This window comes from Pseudomonas putida (assembly GCF_028682395.1).
In the GTDB taxonomy this organism is placed as follows: Bacteria; Pseudomonadota; Gammaproteobacteria; order Pseudomonadales; family Pseudomonadaceae; genus Aquipseudomonas; species Aquipseudomonas putida_AB.
This window is the reverse complement of the sequence record NZ_JANHLC010000001.1, coordinates 325160-341472: the sequence shown is the minus strand read 5'-3', so window position 1 is coordinate 341472 and position 16313 is coordinate 325160. Positions and strand designations below refer to the sequence as shown.

At 60.0% G+C, this 16313-nt stretch carries 16 protein-coding genes and 1 pseudogene; 9 read left to right on the top strand and 8 right to left on the bottom strand.

Features of this window, described 5'->3' with window-relative positions:
- Positions 1-38 precede the first annotated feature (38 nt).
- On the top strand, positions 39-761 hold the full coding sequence (locus NPS46_RS01630) for a DUF599 domain-containing protein (protein WP_274104643.1): 723 nt from the start codon (positions 39-41) through the stop codon (positions 759-761).
- 64 nt (positions 762-825) lie between these two features.
- On the opposite strand, the gene NPS46_RS01625 is transcribed toward NPS46_RS01630, so the two are convergent.
- Entirely contained in the window at positions 826-1059 is a 234-nt protein-coding gene (locus NPS46_RS01625; protein WP_274104642.1) for a hypothetical protein, read from the bottom strand.
- 158 nt (positions 1060-1217) lie between these two features.
- On the opposite strand from NPS46_RS01625, the gene NPS46_RS01620 reads away from it, so the two are divergent.
- The 4 genes from NPS46_RS01620 to NPS46_RS01605 all read left to right on the top strand — a co-directional run bounded on the left by NPS46_RS01620 (position 1218) and on the right by NPS46_RS01605 (position 4928).
- Positions 1218-1694 (top strand): PaaI family thioesterase, encoded by a 477-nt coding sequence (locus tag NPS46_RS01620; protein WP_274104641.1) that lies wholly within the window; start codon positions 1218-1220, stop codon positions 1692-1694.
- Entirely contained in the window at positions 1691-2137 is a 447-nt protein-coding gene (locus NPS46_RS01615; RefSeq protein ID WP_274104640.1) for a PaaI family thioesterase, read from the top strand. The genes NPS46_RS01620 and NPS46_RS01615 overlap by 4 nt, the downstream gene beginning before the upstream one ends.
- A 99-nt stretch (positions 2138-2236) precedes the next feature.
- Positions 2237-4141, top strand: a complete 1905-nt coding sequence (gene htpG / locus NPS46_RS01610; RefSeq protein WP_274104639.1) for a molecular chaperone HtpG — start codon at positions 2237-2239, stop codon at positions 4139-4141.
- 61 nt (positions 4142-4202) lie between these two features.
- Positions 4203-4928, top strand: a complete 726-nt coding sequence (locus NPS46_RS01605) for a dienelactone hydrolase family protein (RefSeq protein ID WP_274104638.1) — start codon at positions 4203-4205, stop codon at positions 4926-4928.
- Positions 4929-4982: 54 nt separating this feature from the next.
- Here the strand turns inward: NPS46_RS01605 and NPS46_RS01600 are convergent, their stop codons facing one another.
- Both NPS46_RS01600 and NPS46_RS01595 read right to left on the bottom strand, forming a co-directional pair.
- Positions 4983-5849, bottom strand: coding sequence for a pirin family protein (locus tag NPS46_RS01600; protein WP_274104637.1), 867 nt, complete (start codon positions 5847-5849; stop codon positions 4983-4985).
- A 60-nt stretch (positions 5850-5909) separates the two neighbouring features.
- Positions 5910-6326 (bottom strand): OsmC family protein, encoded by a 417-nt coding sequence (locus NPS46_RS01595; RefSeq protein WP_274104636.1) that lies wholly within the window; start codon positions 6324-6326, stop codon positions 5910-5912.
- A 187-nt stretch (positions 6327-6513) separates the two neighbouring features.
- Between NPS46_RS01595 and NPS46_RS01590 the strand changes: the two genes are divergently transcribed.
- The 4 genes and pseudogenes from NPS46_RS01590 to NPS46_RS25215 all read left to right on the top strand — a co-directional run bounded on the left by NPS46_RS01590 (position 6514) and on the right by NPS46_RS25215 (position 9806).
- Entirely contained in the window at positions 6514-7482 is a 969-nt protein-coding gene (locus NPS46_RS01590) for an amidohydrolase family protein (protein ID WP_274105376.1), read from the top strand.
- 100 nt (positions 7483-7582) lie between these two features.
- Positions 7583-8047, top strand: a complete 465-nt coding sequence (locus tag NPS46_RS01585; protein WP_274104635.1) for a DUF3859 domain-containing protein — start codon at positions 7583-7585, stop codon at positions 8045-8047.
- A gap of 133 nt (positions 8048-8180) precedes the next feature.
- Positions 8181-8951: pseudogene (locus tag NPS46_RS25220) on the top strand (MCP four helix bundle domain-containing protein); the annotation flags it as partial.
- Positions 8943-9806 (top strand): methyl-accepting chemotaxis protein, encoded by an 864-nt coding sequence (locus NPS46_RS25215; RefSeq protein WP_425312686.1) that lies wholly within the window; start codon positions 8943-8945, stop codon positions 9804-9806. The pseudogene NPS46_RS25220 and the gene NPS46_RS25215, both read left to right, overlap by 9 nt.
- Positions 9807-9852: 46 nt before the next feature.
- Here NPS46_RS25215 and NPS46_RS01575 read toward each other — a convergent pair whose 3' ends face one another.
- From NPS46_RS01575 to NPS46_RS01555, 5 genes are all read right to left on the bottom strand, one after another.
- Positions 9853-10986, bottom strand: a complete 1134-nt coding sequence (locus tag NPS46_RS01575) for a hypothetical protein (protein ID WP_274104633.1) — start codon at positions 10984-10986, stop codon at positions 9853-9855.
- 176 nt (positions 10987-11162) lie between these two features.
- Complete coding sequence (gene fabB, locus NPS46_RS01570) at positions 11163-12383, bottom strand: beta-ketoacyl-ACP synthase I (RefSeq protein ID WP_274104632.1); 1221 nt, start codon at positions 12381-12383, stop codon at positions 11163-11165.
- A gap of 11 nt (positions 12384-12394) precedes the next feature.
- Positions 12395-12910, bottom strand: a complete 516-nt coding sequence (fabA, locus tag NPS46_RS01565; RefSeq protein ID WP_274104631.1) for a 3-hydroxyacyl-[acyl-carrier-protein] dehydratase FabA — start codon at positions 12908-12910, stop codon at positions 12395-12397.
- A 237-nt stretch (positions 12911-13147) separates the two neighbouring features.
- Positions 13148-15046 carry an ATP-binding protein gene (locus tag NPS46_RS01560; RefSeq protein ID WP_274104630.1) on the bottom strand — a complete coding sequence of 633 codons (1899 nt, stop codon included), beginning with the start codon at positions 15044-15046 and terminating at the stop codon, positions 13148-13150.
- On the bottom strand, positions 15043-15975 hold the full coding sequence (locus NPS46_RS01555) for an ABC transporter substrate-binding protein (RefSeq protein ID WP_274104629.1): 933 nt from the start codon (positions 15973-15975) through the stop codon (positions 15043-15045). Before NPS46_RS01555 ends, NPS46_RS01560 begins: the two co-directional genes overlap by 4 nt.
- Between the last annotated feature and the right edge of the window lie 338 nt (positions 15976-16313).

Genomic DNA, 16313 nt, shown 5'->3' with positions numbered 1-16313 from the left:
TCGTTCTCTTCATCCATCGACAAAAACCGGGAAAATGCATGTCGTTCGTTGAAAACAACCTGATTCACCTGCTCGCCGCGGTGTGGTTCATCGTGTGCTGGGGCGGCTATACCCGCTACGCAACCTGGAAGGGGCGCGACACCGCCTGCCTGGCCAGTGTGCTGCACCTGTATCGTGAGGACTGGATGCGCCGCATGCTGTTGCGTGACAACCGGATCGCCGACGCCAGTGTGATCGGCAATCTGGAGCGCAACGCCTCGTTCTTCGCCTCCAGCACGCTGATTATCCTGGCCGGTATCCTGACCGTGTTGGGGGCATCGGAGCGGGCGGTCTCGCTGCTGGCTGACATACCCATGGTGCAACAGGCGTCCCAGGGCATGTCGGAGATCAAGCTGCTGTGCCTGGCGATGGTCTTTGTCTACGCGTTCTTTACCTTCAGCTGGTGCATGCGCCAGTACAACTTTGCGGCGATCCTGATAGGGTCGGCGCCGATGGTCGGTGAACGTCAGGTTTCCGCACAAGAGCGCAAGGCTTTTGCCCAGCGGGCGGCGCGGGTGATCTCGATGGCGGCGAACCAGTTCAACTTCGGCCTGCGTTCGTACTATTTCGGCATGACCATGCTGGCCTGGTTTGTCAGCCCCTGGCTGTTCATGTTGCTCAGCAGCGCGGTGGTGCTGGTGCTGTATCGCCGCGAGTTTCACTCCGACGTACTGGATGTGATGGTCTATACGCCGACCGAGATACCACCGCCGGAGGCGTGAAAGCTAGCGATAAAGCAAAGCCCGCACTTGGCGGGCTTTCTTTTGTAGCGCAGAACGCAGGTGCTTAGGAGCCTGTGGCTTCTTTCGCGCGTTCTTGTGCGGCTTCGGCATTGTCTTTGGCTGCTTCGGCGTTTTCTTTTGCAGCGTCGTTCACTTTATCCTGAGCTTCGTTCATTTTTTGCTGGGCTTGCTCGGCGTGCTGGTTGGCATCCTGAGCCTTGTCTTCGGATTTTTTGTCGCAGGCGGCCAGGCCCAGGGAGGCGGCCAACATCAGGGCAACGGCTAGAGGCTTACGCATGGGTGTTTCTCCTTGTTGAAGTTATCTACTGGCCTTTCGAGCATTACCCCGCGATTTAAGTTCCTTGTGGCTTATAGATATAAAAGTGCGTTGATACACGGAACTTTCCTGTGCGCTCTCAAGCCATCGAAAGGGCGACCTACAAGAGTGATATGTCCATGAGCGATACGCGCATTTTTGAGCGTGCGACCCGATTTCTGTCCGCCTTGCCGCACTGCCAGGTCCTGGGGTTGCGCGTGCATCAGGCCGATACCCAGGGCATGACCCTGATCCTGCCTTACAGCTCGCGAATTGTCGGCAACCCGCTGAACGGAGTTATCCATGGCGGTGCACTGACGTCGCTGATGGACACCACCTGCGGCATTGCGACCTTGTGCGTACTGGCGGAGTTCGAGGTGTGTCCGACCCTGGATCTGCGTATCGACTACATGCATCCCGCCGAGCCGCACCGGGATGTGTACGGTTTCGCCCAGTGCTATCGAGTGACCCCGGACATTATCTTTACCCGTGGCTTTGCCTATCAGGATGATCCCAACCAGCCGATCGCCCATGTGGTCGGCACGTTTATGCGTATGGGCAAGGGCATTACCGGCGGTAAAGGGTTGGCGGGCGCGATCAATGGAGGTGCGGTATGAGCGAGGACCTCAAGGCGCTGCTGCACGAGGCCCATGCTCAGGGCAATTACGGGCCGCTGCTTGAGCGCATCCCCTATGCCCAGTTGATCGGGATCGAATGCTCGCGGGTCGGTGATGAGTTGCTGTTTCGCTTGCCCGCCAACCGCGACAATATCGGCAACCCCTTGCTGCCGGCCATTCATGGCGGGGTTATCGCCGGTTTTATGGAGCTGGCGGCGGCCCTCCATCTGCTGGTTTTCACCGGATCGTCAGGGCTGCCGGAGATTATCGACTTTTCCCTCGATTACCTGCGTGCCGGACAGTTTCGCGATACCTATGCCACTTGCCAGGTCTGCCGCCAGGGTCGGCGAGTGGCGAATGTTGCCATCACGGCTTGGCAGAGCACGCTGCAGGAGCCGATTGCGACGGCGCGGGCGCACTTCAAGATCGAGGAAAACAACTGAACCCTTGAAATTCGCCAGCCAGCCCCCAACTTTGATGACAACCCGCCGCCGAGCCTTTTTTGGGTGCGGCCACTGCCATCTATTTGGAGTTTGATAACCATGAGTGTGGAAACTCAAAAGGAAACCCTGGGCTTCCAGACCGAGGTGAAGCAACTGCTGCACCTCATGATCCATTCGCTGTACTCCAACAAGGAAATCTTCCTTCGCGAATTGATCTCGAACGCCTCCGACGCAGTCGACAAATTACGCTTTGAAGCGCTGTCCAAGCCTGAATTGCTGGAAGGCGGCGCCGAGCTGAAAATCCGTGTGAGCTTCGACAAGGACGCGAAAACCGTCACCCTCGAAGACAACGGCATCGGCATGAGCCGCGACGATGTGATCACCCACCTGGGCACCATCGCCAAATCCGGCACTGCCGACTTTATGAAAAACCTGTCCGGTGATCAGAAGAAGGACTCCCACCTGATCGGCCAGTTCGGCGTGGGCTTCTACTCGGCCTTTATCGTCGCCGACCAGGTTGAAGTATTCAGCCGCCGTGCCGGCCTGCCGGCCAGCGAAGGCGTGCACTGGTCCTCCAAGGGCGAGGGCGAATTCGAAGTCGCGACCGTCGAGAAAGCTGACCGCGGTACCCGTATCGTCCTGCACCTGAAGTCTGGCGAAGAAGAGTTCGCTGACGGTTGGCGCCTGCGCAATATCATCAAGAAGTACTCCGACCATATCGCCCTGCCTATCGAGCTGCCAAAAGAACAGGCCGCTGCCGAAGGTGAGGAAAAGCCGGCTTTGGAGTGGGAAACCGTCAACCGTGCCAGCGCCCTGTGGACCCGTCCTCGCACTGAAGTGAAGGATGAGGAGTACCAGGAGTTCTACAAGCATATTGCCCATGACTTCGAGAACCCACTGGCCTGGAGCCATAACAAGGTCGAAGGCAAGCTGGAATACAGCTCGCTGCTGTATGTGCCGGCACGTGCGCCGTTCGATCTGTATCAGCGTGAAGCGCCCAAAGGCCTGAAACTGTACGTCCAGCGCGTATTCGTGATGGATCAGGCAGAGTCGTTCCTGCCCCTGTACCTGCGCTTTATCAAGGGCGTGGTCGACTCCAATGACCTGTCGCTGAACGTCTCGCGGGAAATCCTGCAGAAAGATCCGATCATCGACTCCATGAAGTCGGCGCTGACCAAGCGCGTACTCGACATGCTGGAAAAACTGGCGAAGAACGAGCCTGAACAATACAAGGGCTTCTGGAAGAACTTCGGCCAGGTGATGAAGGAAGGCCCTGCCGAAGATTTCGCCAACAAGGAAAAAATCGCCGGCCTGCTGCGTTTTGCCTCGACCCAGGGCGACGACGGCGAGCAGGTGGTGTCCCTGGCCGAGTACCTGGCACGTGCCAAGGAAGGGCAGGATAAGATCTACTACCTCACCGGCGAAACCTACGCACAGGTCAAGAACAGCCCGCACCTGGAGGTCTTCCGCAAGAAAGGCATCGAAGTGCTGCTGCTGACCGACCGTATCGACGAGTGGCTGATGAGCTACCTCAGCGAGTTCGACGGCAAGAGCTTTGTCGACGTGGCCCGTGGTGACCTGGACCTGGGTAACCTGGATTCGGAAGAAGACAAGAAAGCCCAGGAAGAAGCAGCCAAGACCAAAGAAGGTCTGGTTGAGCGTCTCAAGGCTGCGTTGGGTGATGCCGTCAGCGAAGTACGCGTGTCCCATCGTTTGACCGACTCGCCGGCTATCCTGGCGATTGGCGAACAGGACCTGGGCCTGCAAATGCGACAGATCCTCGAAGCCAGTGGGCAGAAGGTCCCGGATTCGAAGCCGATCTTCGAATTCAACCCAAGCCACCCGCTGATCGAGAAGCTCGACCACGAACAGAGCGAAGAGCGGTTTGGCGACCTGTCGCACATTCTCTTCGATCAGGCCGCCCTCGCGGCTGGCGACAGCTTGAAGGATCCGGCGGCGTATGTGCGTCGGCTGAACAAGTTGTTGGTTGAACTGTCGGTTTAACCACGCTGTACGAAAAACCCGCTTCGGCGGGTTTTTTTATCTCTCGCAACAGGAGTCTGCAATGAGCCAAGTCATGCTGAGTTCGGTGGTCCATCAGATCGATGGGCAGGCCTACGAAAGTCGCCTGGCCTATGACCCGAGCCATAAGGGCCCCCGTCCGGGGTTGTTGATGGCACCGAACTGGATGGGTATTGGTGCCGGGGCCGAGAAGATCGCCGAAGCCGTCGCCTCCAAGGGGTATGTGGTGCTGATTGCCGACCTCTATGGCCAGGCGGTACGCCCGGGCAATATGCAGGAAGCCGCGGCGGCGATGACGCCACTCAAGGAAGATCGCGTACTGCTGCGCAAGCGCATACTGGCGGCCTTTGAGGTCCTGCGTGGGCAGGGCCTGGCGGCGGTCGATCCGTTGCGCCTGGCCACTTTCGGTTTCTGTTTTGGCGGTTGCTGTGCCCTGGAGCTGGCCCGCAGCGGCGCACCGTTGAGGGCGGCGGTGTCCTTCCATGGCACCCTGGATACGCCGACCCCGGCCCTGGCCGGCGAGATCAAGGGCTCGGTGCTGGTGCTGCACGGTGCGGCGGATCCGTTCGTGCCCCAGGAGCAGTTGCCGGCCTTTGCCCAGGAGATGGATGGCGCGGGTGTGGACTGGCAATTGGTCAGCTATGGCGGCGCGGTGCATTCCTTTACCGATGTGCACGCCAGCGTCCCGGGCAAGATGATGTATGACGCCAGAACCGCCCGCAGGGCGTTTGTGGCGATGCACAACCTGTTCGATGAAGTGTTTGCCTGAGTGGCGGCGCCTACAGGCCTGATGGGCCTTTTGTAGGCGCGAGCTGACTCGCGATCACTGGCCGGGCAGCTCGATGCGCCCGGTTTCTCCCGGCACCGTCGGCCAGTCCCCTGCCGCCCAGCGCTGGCGAGCCTGGTCGATCAGCGCCGGGTCACTGGCGACAAAGTTCCAGTTAAGCCGGCGTGGTCCGTCCAGGGGCGCGCCGCCGATCAGGACGGCATGGCACTCGCTGTCGGCATACAGTGTTGGCGTCTCGCCGGCCGGTAGCAGTACCAGGGTGCGCGCTTCAAGCGGCTGGCCATCGAGCTGGGCGTCGCCTTCGAGTAGGTACAAGGCCCGTTCTTCGTGTTCGGCAGGAATCAACAGGGTCGTCGCGGTCTGCATATGCAACTCGGCGTACAGCGTGGGGGCCAGTACGGGCACTGGCGAGGCCAGGCAGAAGCCGTTGCCGGCAATCATGCGGATCCGTACCCCCAGGCTGTCGCTGGTGGGCAGGCTGGCGGCAGGATGATGGCTGTAGTGCCCGCAACCTTGTTCGAAGGCTTTTGGTGTTGCCAGCCATACCTGCAACCCATGCAGGCTGGACCCGCTGGCCTGGAGCGGGGCGGGCGTACGCTCGATGTGGGCTATGGCGCTGCCGGCAGTCATCCAGCTGACTTCGCCGGGACGCACCTGTTGGTCCGAGCCGAGGCTGTCCTTGTGCTGCAGTTCGCCCTCAAACAGATAGGTCAGGGTCGACAGACCGATATGCGGGTGCTGGCGGATGTTCATGCCGCGGCCCGGTGGGTAGCGCGTGGGCAGCATATGGTCGAAAAACACGAAGGGGCCAACGCTGCGGGCCTGGGCCGAGGGCAGGGGGCGCAGGATCGGCTGGCCTTCGACCTCCTCGGCGCGCGGGCGGATCACGGTCATTGCGGGCATGGCGATTCCAGGCTGGGCGGGTGATGCGCTGAGCATAACCCGCTTTTCAGACCGGGGCCGTTACTGGCTGAACGCCCCTTCACTGAGGTGGGTTTCGATGTTGACCTCGGCGGTGGTCATCAGTTTGTGGATCGGACAACGGTCCGCCACACCGTGCAGTTCGTCACGCTGGGCGTCGGTCAGCACGCCCTTGAGGGTCAGCTTGACGTGCAAGGCGTACTTGCCTTTCTGCTCCTCGCTGCTGTCATGCTTGACCTCGACGGTCACGCCGGTCAGTGGAATATTCTTCTTCTGTGCATAGAGCCTGAGAGTCAGAGCCTTGCAGGCGCCCAGTGCGGCGTCGAAGTAATCGTGGGGCGAGGGCGCGCTATCCTCGCCGCCCAGGGCCTTGGGCAGATCGGTGAACAATTCGTGATCGTCGATCTGGATGCTGTGGCGAAAGCCTTCGCTGGATAGGGTGTTGACGGTAATAGGCATGGCAAACCTCTGGAACGTGACGGAAAAGAAGTCCTGATCTTTATAGAGCATGGCTGATGACAGGCGTTCCTTTATTGCGGCTGAACCCTCGCAGCGCTCATCGGGTCTACCCAGCTCGTACCGCCTGTTCGTGCTGCCTGGAGATTGGCCCGTGCCCTGGATTCAATGCTGTTTTACCCTGGTCGTGATGCTGGGGGCCATGTGCGCCCAGGCGCGTGAATATCGTTATAGCGATGCTCACCTGCATTACGTCGATTTTTTTCAGGAGTCAGCCGGGATGGCGCCGTTGCTCGAGGCGATGGCAGCCAACCGTATCGACCATGTGCTGATTACCGGGATCCCGGTGGCGAAGAAATGGCATGAGGACGAGCCCAAGCGGCCGCGCTACTACGCCGGTGACGATGCCGATGCCTATTGGTACAGCGCCACCGATGTGCTGGTCGCGGCGGCGGTGAAAAGCCTGAGCCCAAGCCAGCGCTCGCGCTTCCACCCCTTTATCAGTGGCTTCAACCCCAACGACAAGAACTCTGCGGCTCATATCCAGCGCATGCTCGACCTCGATCCGGGGCTCTGGCAGGGGATTGGCGAAGTCTTTACCCGTCACGATGACCTGACGGCCCTGACCGCCGGTGATACGCCCCGCGCCAACAATGAGGCAATGACGCGGGTCTACCATCTGGCGGCGGAACATGATCTGCCGGTGCTTGTGCATTCCAATATCACGTCCAAACGCGAGCGCAATCCACTGTACCTGGCGGAGATCGAAGAACCGCTGCGCAACCACCCCCATACCCGGTTTATCTGGGCCCATGCCGGCACCAGCAAGGAGATTCACCGACATCAGAAGCAGCTCGACTTTCTGTTGCCGACCTTGAACCGGTTGCTCGACGCCTATCCGAATTTGTATATCGACCTGTCCTGGAGCGTACTCACGCCCTACCTGCTGGACGAGCAGGGCGTGCCCCGCAAAGCCTGGCTCGAACTGGTGGAACGCTACCCGGAGCGTTTCATGCTGGGCTCCGATGTGGTCGGGCGGTTCACCCGTCTGGGCGAAGCGATGCAGCGCTTCGATCCATTCCTCGATGCGTTGCCGGCAGCGCTGGCGCAACGGGTAGCCCGGGACAATTTTCTGGCGATCCTGCCCAAGTCACGCTGAGGCTTGGGGGCACGGCAGGGGCCAATGCGCGCGCAAGGCTGTCATCAACCTGTCATGCCGGTGTCATAGCCTCGCCTGCATCTCAATCAAGGAGCGCGATATGCACCTCACCCGTTTGAGCGCGATAAGCGCGCTGATGCTGTTTGCCGGTTTGGCCAGTGCCGAGGTTCGGGTTGAAGGCCCGGTCCAGTATGGGGTGTTCCAGGGGAGCCAGACCGAGCTGCAGCCGGGCGAGCGCGTGTTGCGGCGTAGTAATGAAAGCATCGAGCAGACCCAGATCATCCCGGCCAAGCTGGGGACCAAGTTTGGCCTGCGTTACCAGTTGGCCGGCAAGGTTGCAGGCGACACGCCGCTGACGCTGTTGTACCTCACCCCAGGGCTGCGTACGCCCGATGGCCAGCGTCATGACAAGCTGGAAGTGGTCCAGCAAGTGGTGCCCAATGCGCCTCTGGACGTCATGGCCTATGAGTTCACCGAGAGCCATGAAGTGGTACCGGGCGAATGGCGCTTTATGGTGTTCCAGGGCGATCGCCTGTTGGCCCAGCAGAGTTTTACCGTGCGCTAAGCCCAAAAAATCCGTGGATCGGACTGCTTGGGCAATTTGATATCACGAATTCTTCTTACGCAAAATTTCGCCGGCCCGATACCGTCTATGAAGATCGCATCACCGATGCGCGCTTTTGGAAGGAACCAGGGGAATGAGTCTGCGCAATCTGAACATTGCGCCCCGGGCCGGTCTGGGGTTTGGTCTGTTGGCATTGCTGGTGTTTGCGCTGGGCGGCTTCGCCCTGTTGCAGATGAATAATATGCGCCAGCAGGCGCAAGAAATTGACAGCAACTGGCTGCCCAGCGTGATGGCGGTCGGTGAAATGAGTCAGGATCTGTTGCGTGTGCGCGCCCTGACCTTGCGGCTGCTGATCAATCGCGACCCTCAGGCCCTGAGCCAGAACGTAAGCAAACTCAATGACCTCAAGCAGGGCCTGGGCGCTATCCAGCAGCGCTATGAGGCGCTGATCGTGCTGCCTAAGGAGCGTGAGTTGTTCGAACGCTTCAAGAGCCTCGAAACGCAGTATCTACAGCGCCAGACTCAGGTCATGAGTTTTTCCCGCGAGGGCCAGGTCGAGTCGGCGGTGAAAGTGGTCAATGGCGAGATGAACCAATTGGCCGATGAAATGGCAGCTACTCTGCATGAACTGATCGGGCTCAATCAAAGCAGCGCCAATGCGGCCGCCGATCTGGCGCAAGCGGTATTCAGTAGTGCGCGGATCTGGGTCATCGGCATGGTCGTGCTGGCGGGGCTGGTCACGGTGTTCCTGGCTGTACTGCTGACTCGCAGTATTGTCATACCGCTGGCGCAGTCGTTGGGGGTTGCCGAAGTGGTGGCCTCGGGCGACCTGACCGCGCAGATCGAGATCAAGGGGCGTGACGAGCCGGCACGCTTGCTCGCAGCGCTCAAGAGCATGCAGCAGCACTTGCGTGAAACGATCCGCCGTATTTCCGACTCCTCCAGCCAACTGGCCTCGGCTTCCGAGGAGTTAAGCAGCGTGACCGAGGATGCCACCCGCGGGCTGCACCAGCAGAGCCTGGAGATTGACCAGGCTGCGACGGCGGTCAACCAGATGACCGCGGCGGTAGAGGAGGTGGCCAGTAACGCGGTGGCGACTTCCGAAGCGTCGCGCGAGTCGGATCTGGTCGCCCAGCATGGCCGCGAGCAGGTCCGCCAGACCGTGGCGTCGATCGAGGCACTGGCTGACGATGTCGGCAACAACGCTGAGCAAGTCGAGTCTCTGGCGCAGAAGGTCTACGGCATCAGTAAGGTGCTGGATGTGATCCGCTCGATTGCCGAGCAGACCAATCTACTGGCGCTCAATGCCGCCATTGAAGCGGCACGGGCCGGTGATGCCGGACGTGGTTTTGCGGTGGTGGCCGACGAGGTTCGGGCGTTGGCCCATCGCACCCAGCAGTCGACCCAGGAAATCGAGCAGATGATTGGCGGGATCCAGCAGGGTACCGATCAGGCGGTTAGTGCTATGCAGCAGAGCAATCTACGGGCGCGCACAACCCTGGATTTGGCCAAGGCGGCCGGCGTGGCCCTGGAGGAAATTGCCGAAGCCATTACTCAGATCAACGAGCGTAACCTGGTGATTGCCAGCGCTTCGGAAGAGCAGGCGGCCGTGGCGCGCGAGGTCGATCGCAATCTGATGAATATCCGCGACCTGGCCTTGCAGACGTCGGCTGGCGCCAACCAGACCAGTGCTGCGAGCCAGGAGTTGTCGCGCCTGGCGGTGGATCTCAATGCCCTGGTGGCGCGGTTCTCGGTTTAACGGGCTAGTCCTTGGGCGTTGCCCGATGGTGAGGTGGCGTAAAGGCTCAACAAATATCTTTGTATTTGCTTTCATGGAACATTAGGTCTGCCGCCAGGCCGGCTGCTGGTTGGAATTGGGGGCTGTTGATCGAGGTAAAGGTTGTGCCTTTGTCGCCATTGGCCACTCTGCGTTGTCCTTTATATTGTTTGGTAATGAAGGTGCAGGACTCTTTTTTCAGCAAGGCATAGTCAGCTTCGGCCTCTCTTATGAGGTCATGAAAGCTCTCCAGCTCGGCATCTGACAAATTGAGCTTTTTGTCTATTTTCACGTTCCAGCGTGTCAGACAGGTTTCGGCGAAGTGACGCACGATCAGGCCAGGCTCGGGTAGTGCCTTTGGATTGTTGAGATGTTTGGCGTTGGCGTCGCCGACCAGAGAGGCATGACGTCCGGCCATTGGGTAGAGATGGACCTTTGTGCTGCTGTGGGTGTGCGGGACAGCTGCGGTAAATCCCCAAGAGCGTTCATCGCGGGCGAAGAAGCCAACATACTCTTTTACATTCGCACCAAGGGTGACGCGATTGGGTTGAAAGTTGGATATACCTGGCACAGGGTCAACGGCAAATATATTGATGGGGATGTCTTTGAGAATGCCGTCGTTGAGCATTATGTTCGCCATCATGTGGCAACTTACGGCGCCACGACTCCAGCCAATCAAGTTGACACAGGTTGGGATAGCCTCTTTGTTGCGGAGCACTTTTATCAGTTGTTCTTGGAGTTGCTGTGGGGTGAGCTTGCGCTCACCGTAGTTTTTCTTGCTCTTGGGCCACGAGCCTTCCCGCGTTGCATTGGCAACCGGCACGCCGGCCGCCTTGAGGGCTTTAAGCTCGCGCTTTTTCAGCTGGGAGCGCTGCCAGGTTGCCTGGCCCCTGACTAGCTGTATCGCGTGGTGGACATTTTCTTCCCAGCCCTTGCCTAGCAATCTACCGGCTTTTATGCCGTAGTTTGCTGACTTGACGAACAACTCATCCGCCTGCAAGTTATGAGTGCCTGGTCCGTTCACGATAGCCCAGTCGACGAACTCTCGGCCAAGGTTGTTGTTGGCCAAGGTTGAAATAAGCTCGCCATTCCAATAGTTTTTATTTGTGTCGTCAAATTTGGTGAAGCCAGTACCGCAAAAATAGACAGTGAGTGTCGTCATTTTTTTTAGCCTGGAAACGGGCGGGCATATTAGGCTATGTATGCCGGGCCGAATGTTAAAGGTTACAAATATTGCTGGGTATGTAGAGGTTCGGCTGGCGAGGGGGAAAAATGCTGCACCATAAAAAACGCCCCGAACCAGTCGGGGCGTTTTTTATGGTCGCGGGAGGCGAAGGCTTACTTGCCCTGCCAGCGCTGCAGTACCAAGGTGGCGTTGGTGCCGCCGAACCCGAAGCTGTTGCTCATCACGTTGTTGAGCGTAACGTTCTCGCGGGTCTGGGTAAGGATCGGCATATCGGCAACGGCCGGGTCGATCTCTTCGATGTTGGCGGAGCCGGCAATGAAGTTGCCTTCCATCATCAGCAGGCAGTAGATCGCTTCGTGAACGCCAGCGGCGCCCAGGGAGTGGCCGGACAGGCTCTTGGTCGAGCTGATGGCCGGGGCCTTGTCGCCGAACACTTCACGCACGCCTTCCATTTCCTTGGCATCGCCAACCGGAGTGGAGGTGCCGTGGGTGTTCAGGTAGTCGATCGGACCGTCAACGGTGGCCATTGCCATCTGCATGCAGCGGATCGCGCCTTCACCGCTAGGGGCAACCATGTCGTAGCCGTCGGACGTCGCGCCGTAGCCAACGATTTCCGCGTAGATCTTGGCGCCGCGAGCCAGGGCGTGTTCGAGTTCTTCGACCACGACCATGCCGCCGCCACCGGCGATCACGAAGCCATCACGGTTCTTGTCATAGGCGCGGGAGGCTTTGAGCGGGGTTTCGTTGTACTGGCTGGACAGCGCACCCATGGCGTCGAACAGGAACGATTGGCTCCAGTGTTCTTCTTCACCGCCACCGGCGAAAACGATGTCCTGCTTGCCCATCTGGATCTGCTCGACCGCGGTACCGATGCAGTGAGCACTGGTGGCGCAGGCGGAGGAGATGGAGTAGTTCAGGCCCTTGATCTTGAACGGCGTGGCCAGGCAGGCGGAAACGGTGCTGCCCATGGTGCGCGTCACGCGGTACGGACCGACACGCTTGACGCCTTTTTCGCGCAGGATATCCAGCGCTTCCATCTGGTTCAGGGTCGAGGCGCCGCCGGAGCCAGCGATCAGACCGGTGCGCGGGTTGGAAACCTGCTCGTCGGTCAGGCCGGAGTCGGCGATCGCGTCTTTCATGGCCAGGTAGGCATAGGCTGCCGCATGGCCGACGAAACGGTAAATCTTGCGATCGATCAGCGATTCAAGGTCGAGGTCAATGGAGCCGGAAACCTGGCTACGCAGACCCATTTCGGCATATTCCGGGTTGAAGCGGATGCCAGGGCGGCTTGCACGCAGGTTAGCGGAGACGGTCTCTTTGTCATTGCCCAGGCACGAAACGATGCCCAGACCAGTGATAACGACGCGGCGCATGCGGATAACCCTTAGAAGTTGTCAGTGGAGGTGAAAACGCCGACCCGGAGGGCTTCGGCAGTGTAGATCTCGCGGCCGTCAACGCTGACCGAGCCATCGGCGATGGCCATGTTCAGCTTGCCGCGCATAACGCGTTTGATCTGGATGTTGTACGTGACTTTCTTGGCGCTCGGCAGAACCTGGCCGAAGAACTTCACTTCGCCCGATCCCAGGGCGCGGCCACGGCCAGGCAGATCCTGCCAGCCGAGGAAGAAACCGACCAGTTGCCACATGGCATCAAGGCCCAGGCAGCCCGGCATGACCGGGTCGCCTTCGAAGTGACAGGCAAAGAACCACAGGTCTGGATTGATATCCAGCTCGGCGACCAATTCACCTTTGCCGTACTTGCCGCCTTCGGCGCTGATATGGGTGATGCGATCCACCATCAGCATGTTCGGGGCGGGCAGTTGCGCGTTACCTGGGCCGAACAGCTCGCCGCGACTGCAGCGCAGCAGGTCTTCCCGGGTAAAGGCGTTTTGTTTGGTCATGCGAGCTCCTCAATAATCCGATGCTGCAGGGTGGGGCGATTCATCCCGAGCGTTCGGAGCGTTCATGCCCCGAATCGACAGCCTACTCATAGACTATTGCGTTGTAGTGAAAGTCACAGCTTCAAGGGCACGAATGTACACTTGTTCACTGAAATTATTATTCGGGCCGGTTTCCCAGCCCGTTCGGGTGTCTAAGACTGCCGCACTTTCGCTTTTCATGCCAGTCGCACGTGAGTTTCAGGGCAACCAACGCTGCAGTAACTGCTGTAGATCATGGCGTTTGAATGGCTTGGACAAATAGTCGTTCATGCCGGCCTGCAGGCAGGTTTCCCGGTCTCCCTGCAGGGCATTGGCGGTCAGGGCAATGATAATCAGTCGCTCGCCGCCCTGCTGCAGACGGATCTGGCGCGTGGCTTCGTAGCCATCGACCAGCGGCAGGCGGCAATCCATCAAAATGGCCACGTAGTTCTGGCTTGCGGCGCTGTCGATGGCCTGTACGCCGTCGCCGACCACCGTCACGGCAAAACCGAGGCTGCGCAGCATGGCCTCAATGACGGTCTGGTTCACTGGGTTGTCCTCGACCAGCAGAATCCGCCGGCCCTCGCCATGTTCCGGTGCCGGGCTGGGCGCGATTACGGTCGGTGCCGAGGACGGCATGTAGCGGGCCAGGGGAATCTCCAAGGTGAACAGCGAGCCCTGGCCCTCTTCACTTTGTGCATGCAGGGTCCCGCCCATGCGCTCGGCCAGATTACGGGCAATCGGCAGGCCCAGGCCTGTGCCGCCATAGCGGCGCGAGATCGAGTTGTCGGCCTGTTGAAACGCATCGAACATTCGCTCCAACTGCTCGGTGGAAATGCCAATGCCGGTGTCGCGCACCGTGCAGGTCAGCCACAGTAGTTCGCTGTCCAGGGCTTGCCAGCGAGCCTGGATCGAGACGCTGCCCTGCTCGGTGAATTTCAGGGCATTGGCGATCAGGTTGACCAGGATCTGGTGAATACGCGTTGGATCGCCCCGTACATGCAGGCCTTCCATATCGCTGGGGATGTACAGCTTTAGCTCCAGCCCGCGTTGGCTGGCGTTGTGTTCGAATGCCTGGGCCGAGGTGCGGATCATCTCTGCCAGTTGGAACGGAATATGTTCGAGCTCCAGGGCGGCACGTTCGATTCGCGAGAAATCGAGAATATCGTTGATCACCTTGAGCAGGTGCTCGGTGGATTGCGAGGCCAGCGTGGCGTATTCGTGCTGCTCCTCGGTCATCTCGGTGGTTTCAAGCAGTTGCAGCATGCCCAGCACCCCATTCATGGGCGTGCGCAGCTCATGGCTCATCATGGCCAGGAACTCGGATTTCGCATTGTTGGCGCGTTCGGCTTCCTCGCGGGTGTGGATCAGTTCGGCCATGGCCTGCTGCTGTTCCCGGCTGGCCTCTTCAAGGCCGCTGGCAAGGTTATTGATATGCCTGGCCAGGCTGCCCAGTTCGGCATCGTCGACGATGGGCAGCGGGGTGCGATAGTCACCGCGTTGGATGGCCTTCACGGCATTCCCCATATCGCTGATGGGTTTGGCGATGCTGGCCGCCAGACGGCGGGCCAGGAAGAAGGTGAAGAGCAGGGCAAACAAGGCAAGAATTGCGGCCTTGAACAGGATTTCCTGCTGGCGCTGGCTGAAAGCATCACTGGACATACCGACAATCACCCGGCCCAGGTATTGCTGAGTGGTCCTCGCGTTGGCGTCGCTGTCAGCGAAGAATTCATTGCGCAGGTGGATGCGCTGCAGACGTACCGGTGCCTGAAATATCTCCACCTGTTTGGAACGCGTGTGGCTCTCCAGGGGCTGTTCGACATAGGCGAGGATTTGGTTGGCGTCGTCCTGGACCTCGAGAAAGCGCACATGAGGTGTGGCGAGAGTGGCTTTGAGCAGACTTTCCAGGACTTGCTTGTTGCCCGAGATCACCCCGAAATCTGCGGCGGGGGCTAACTGGTTGGCGATCAGTTGGCCGGTGTGGTTGAGCTCCTGGCGTAGGTCCTGCAGCCGGACCAGGGTAAAGAAACTGATCAGCAGCAGGGTCAAGAGCAAGGCCGGGCCCAGGCTGATCATCTGGGTACGGGTGTGGATATCCCAGCGGCGGCGCAACGTCATGGGTGTACTTCTCCTGAGGTCAGCCGGTTGGCGAGCGCCGACTCGTCGATATCCTCTATCCCCAGCGAGCGGGCTACTTGCGGGTTGCTCAGCACATTGAAGCGTTTCGCGTACTGTGCCCGGGGCCAACGGGTCGGCGGGCGGTCGAGCAGGTCATCGAGGGTGTACAGCCAGTCCTGTTCGCTGCTGTACGTGCTGGCAAGGCTACCGGCCCAGACAAAGCTGGCAGTGGGGCCGATCAGGGCCTGTCGGCGAGTGTAGCAACTCAACAACAGGCGTTTTGCGGTGCTCGGGTTATACAGCGTGGGATCGTCCAGGCCCAGCAAGACCTCGCTGTCGTTGAGCAGTGTTTGCAGTGGCTGGCTGTCGAAGGTGTCGTTCCAGCGCCGGGTGACGATCTCCAGCCCGAGCGAACGTGCGGCCCGACGTGTCTCGAGCAGCAGGAATTCGCTGTTGTGGCTATAGAGCACGCCCACCCGGCGAACCTCAGGAAGCATGGCGCGAATCAGGCGTAACTGGCGTGCCGGTGGCGGATCGCTCCAGAGCAGGCTGAGATGGGACGGGCGCAGTTCCCCCAGGCGTTCGTGGGCTTGTACGCGGCTGATGCTCATGACCAGGGTCGGCGGGCCCAGATGATCCTGCAGGCGCCAGTCGAGGCTGGCCGGGTCGAGCAGGATCAGGCGGGCGCCAGCGGGCAACTGGCGGGGGGCGGGCAGGTCGGAAATACGGCTGAAGCTCACCTGGTCGCTCGGGCGCAGTTTGGCCAGCGCCTGGGTGAAGGCGAGCATGGCATCGTTGCTCTCACTGGCGGTCAGCAATATCTGTGCGGCCCTGGCCGGGAGTGTGGCAAAGCCCAGGCACAGCAGCAGGCACCCTTGCAGCACAAGGTGGCACCAGTGCGATGTTGTCCGTGGCTGATCAGGCGGCATGTTCAGAACTCCATTTCGGCACTGACGCAGGGCTGTTGGCAATTGATGTCGCTATCGTGGACCCGGATGGCACTCGGCTGCCCAGGTACGGTTGGAACCGGTCTGCGAACGGCGAGTCTATACGTCGCGTTGGCGCCAGGGGCCGGATCTCCATAAGCGGCTTGGCGAGTATCGGGCTGCCGCATGGCAGGACCGCAGGCACCGACGTCGAGTGAGGGAGGTGTCCGGGAACACAGCACAAGCCTCGATGTCGAGTAGGCGCTGAGCATGTTAACCGAGCTGCCCGGGTTTTCCAGCGCGTCCGGCCGGCGGTGCATCGATCTAGAGGGCGCGAGAGG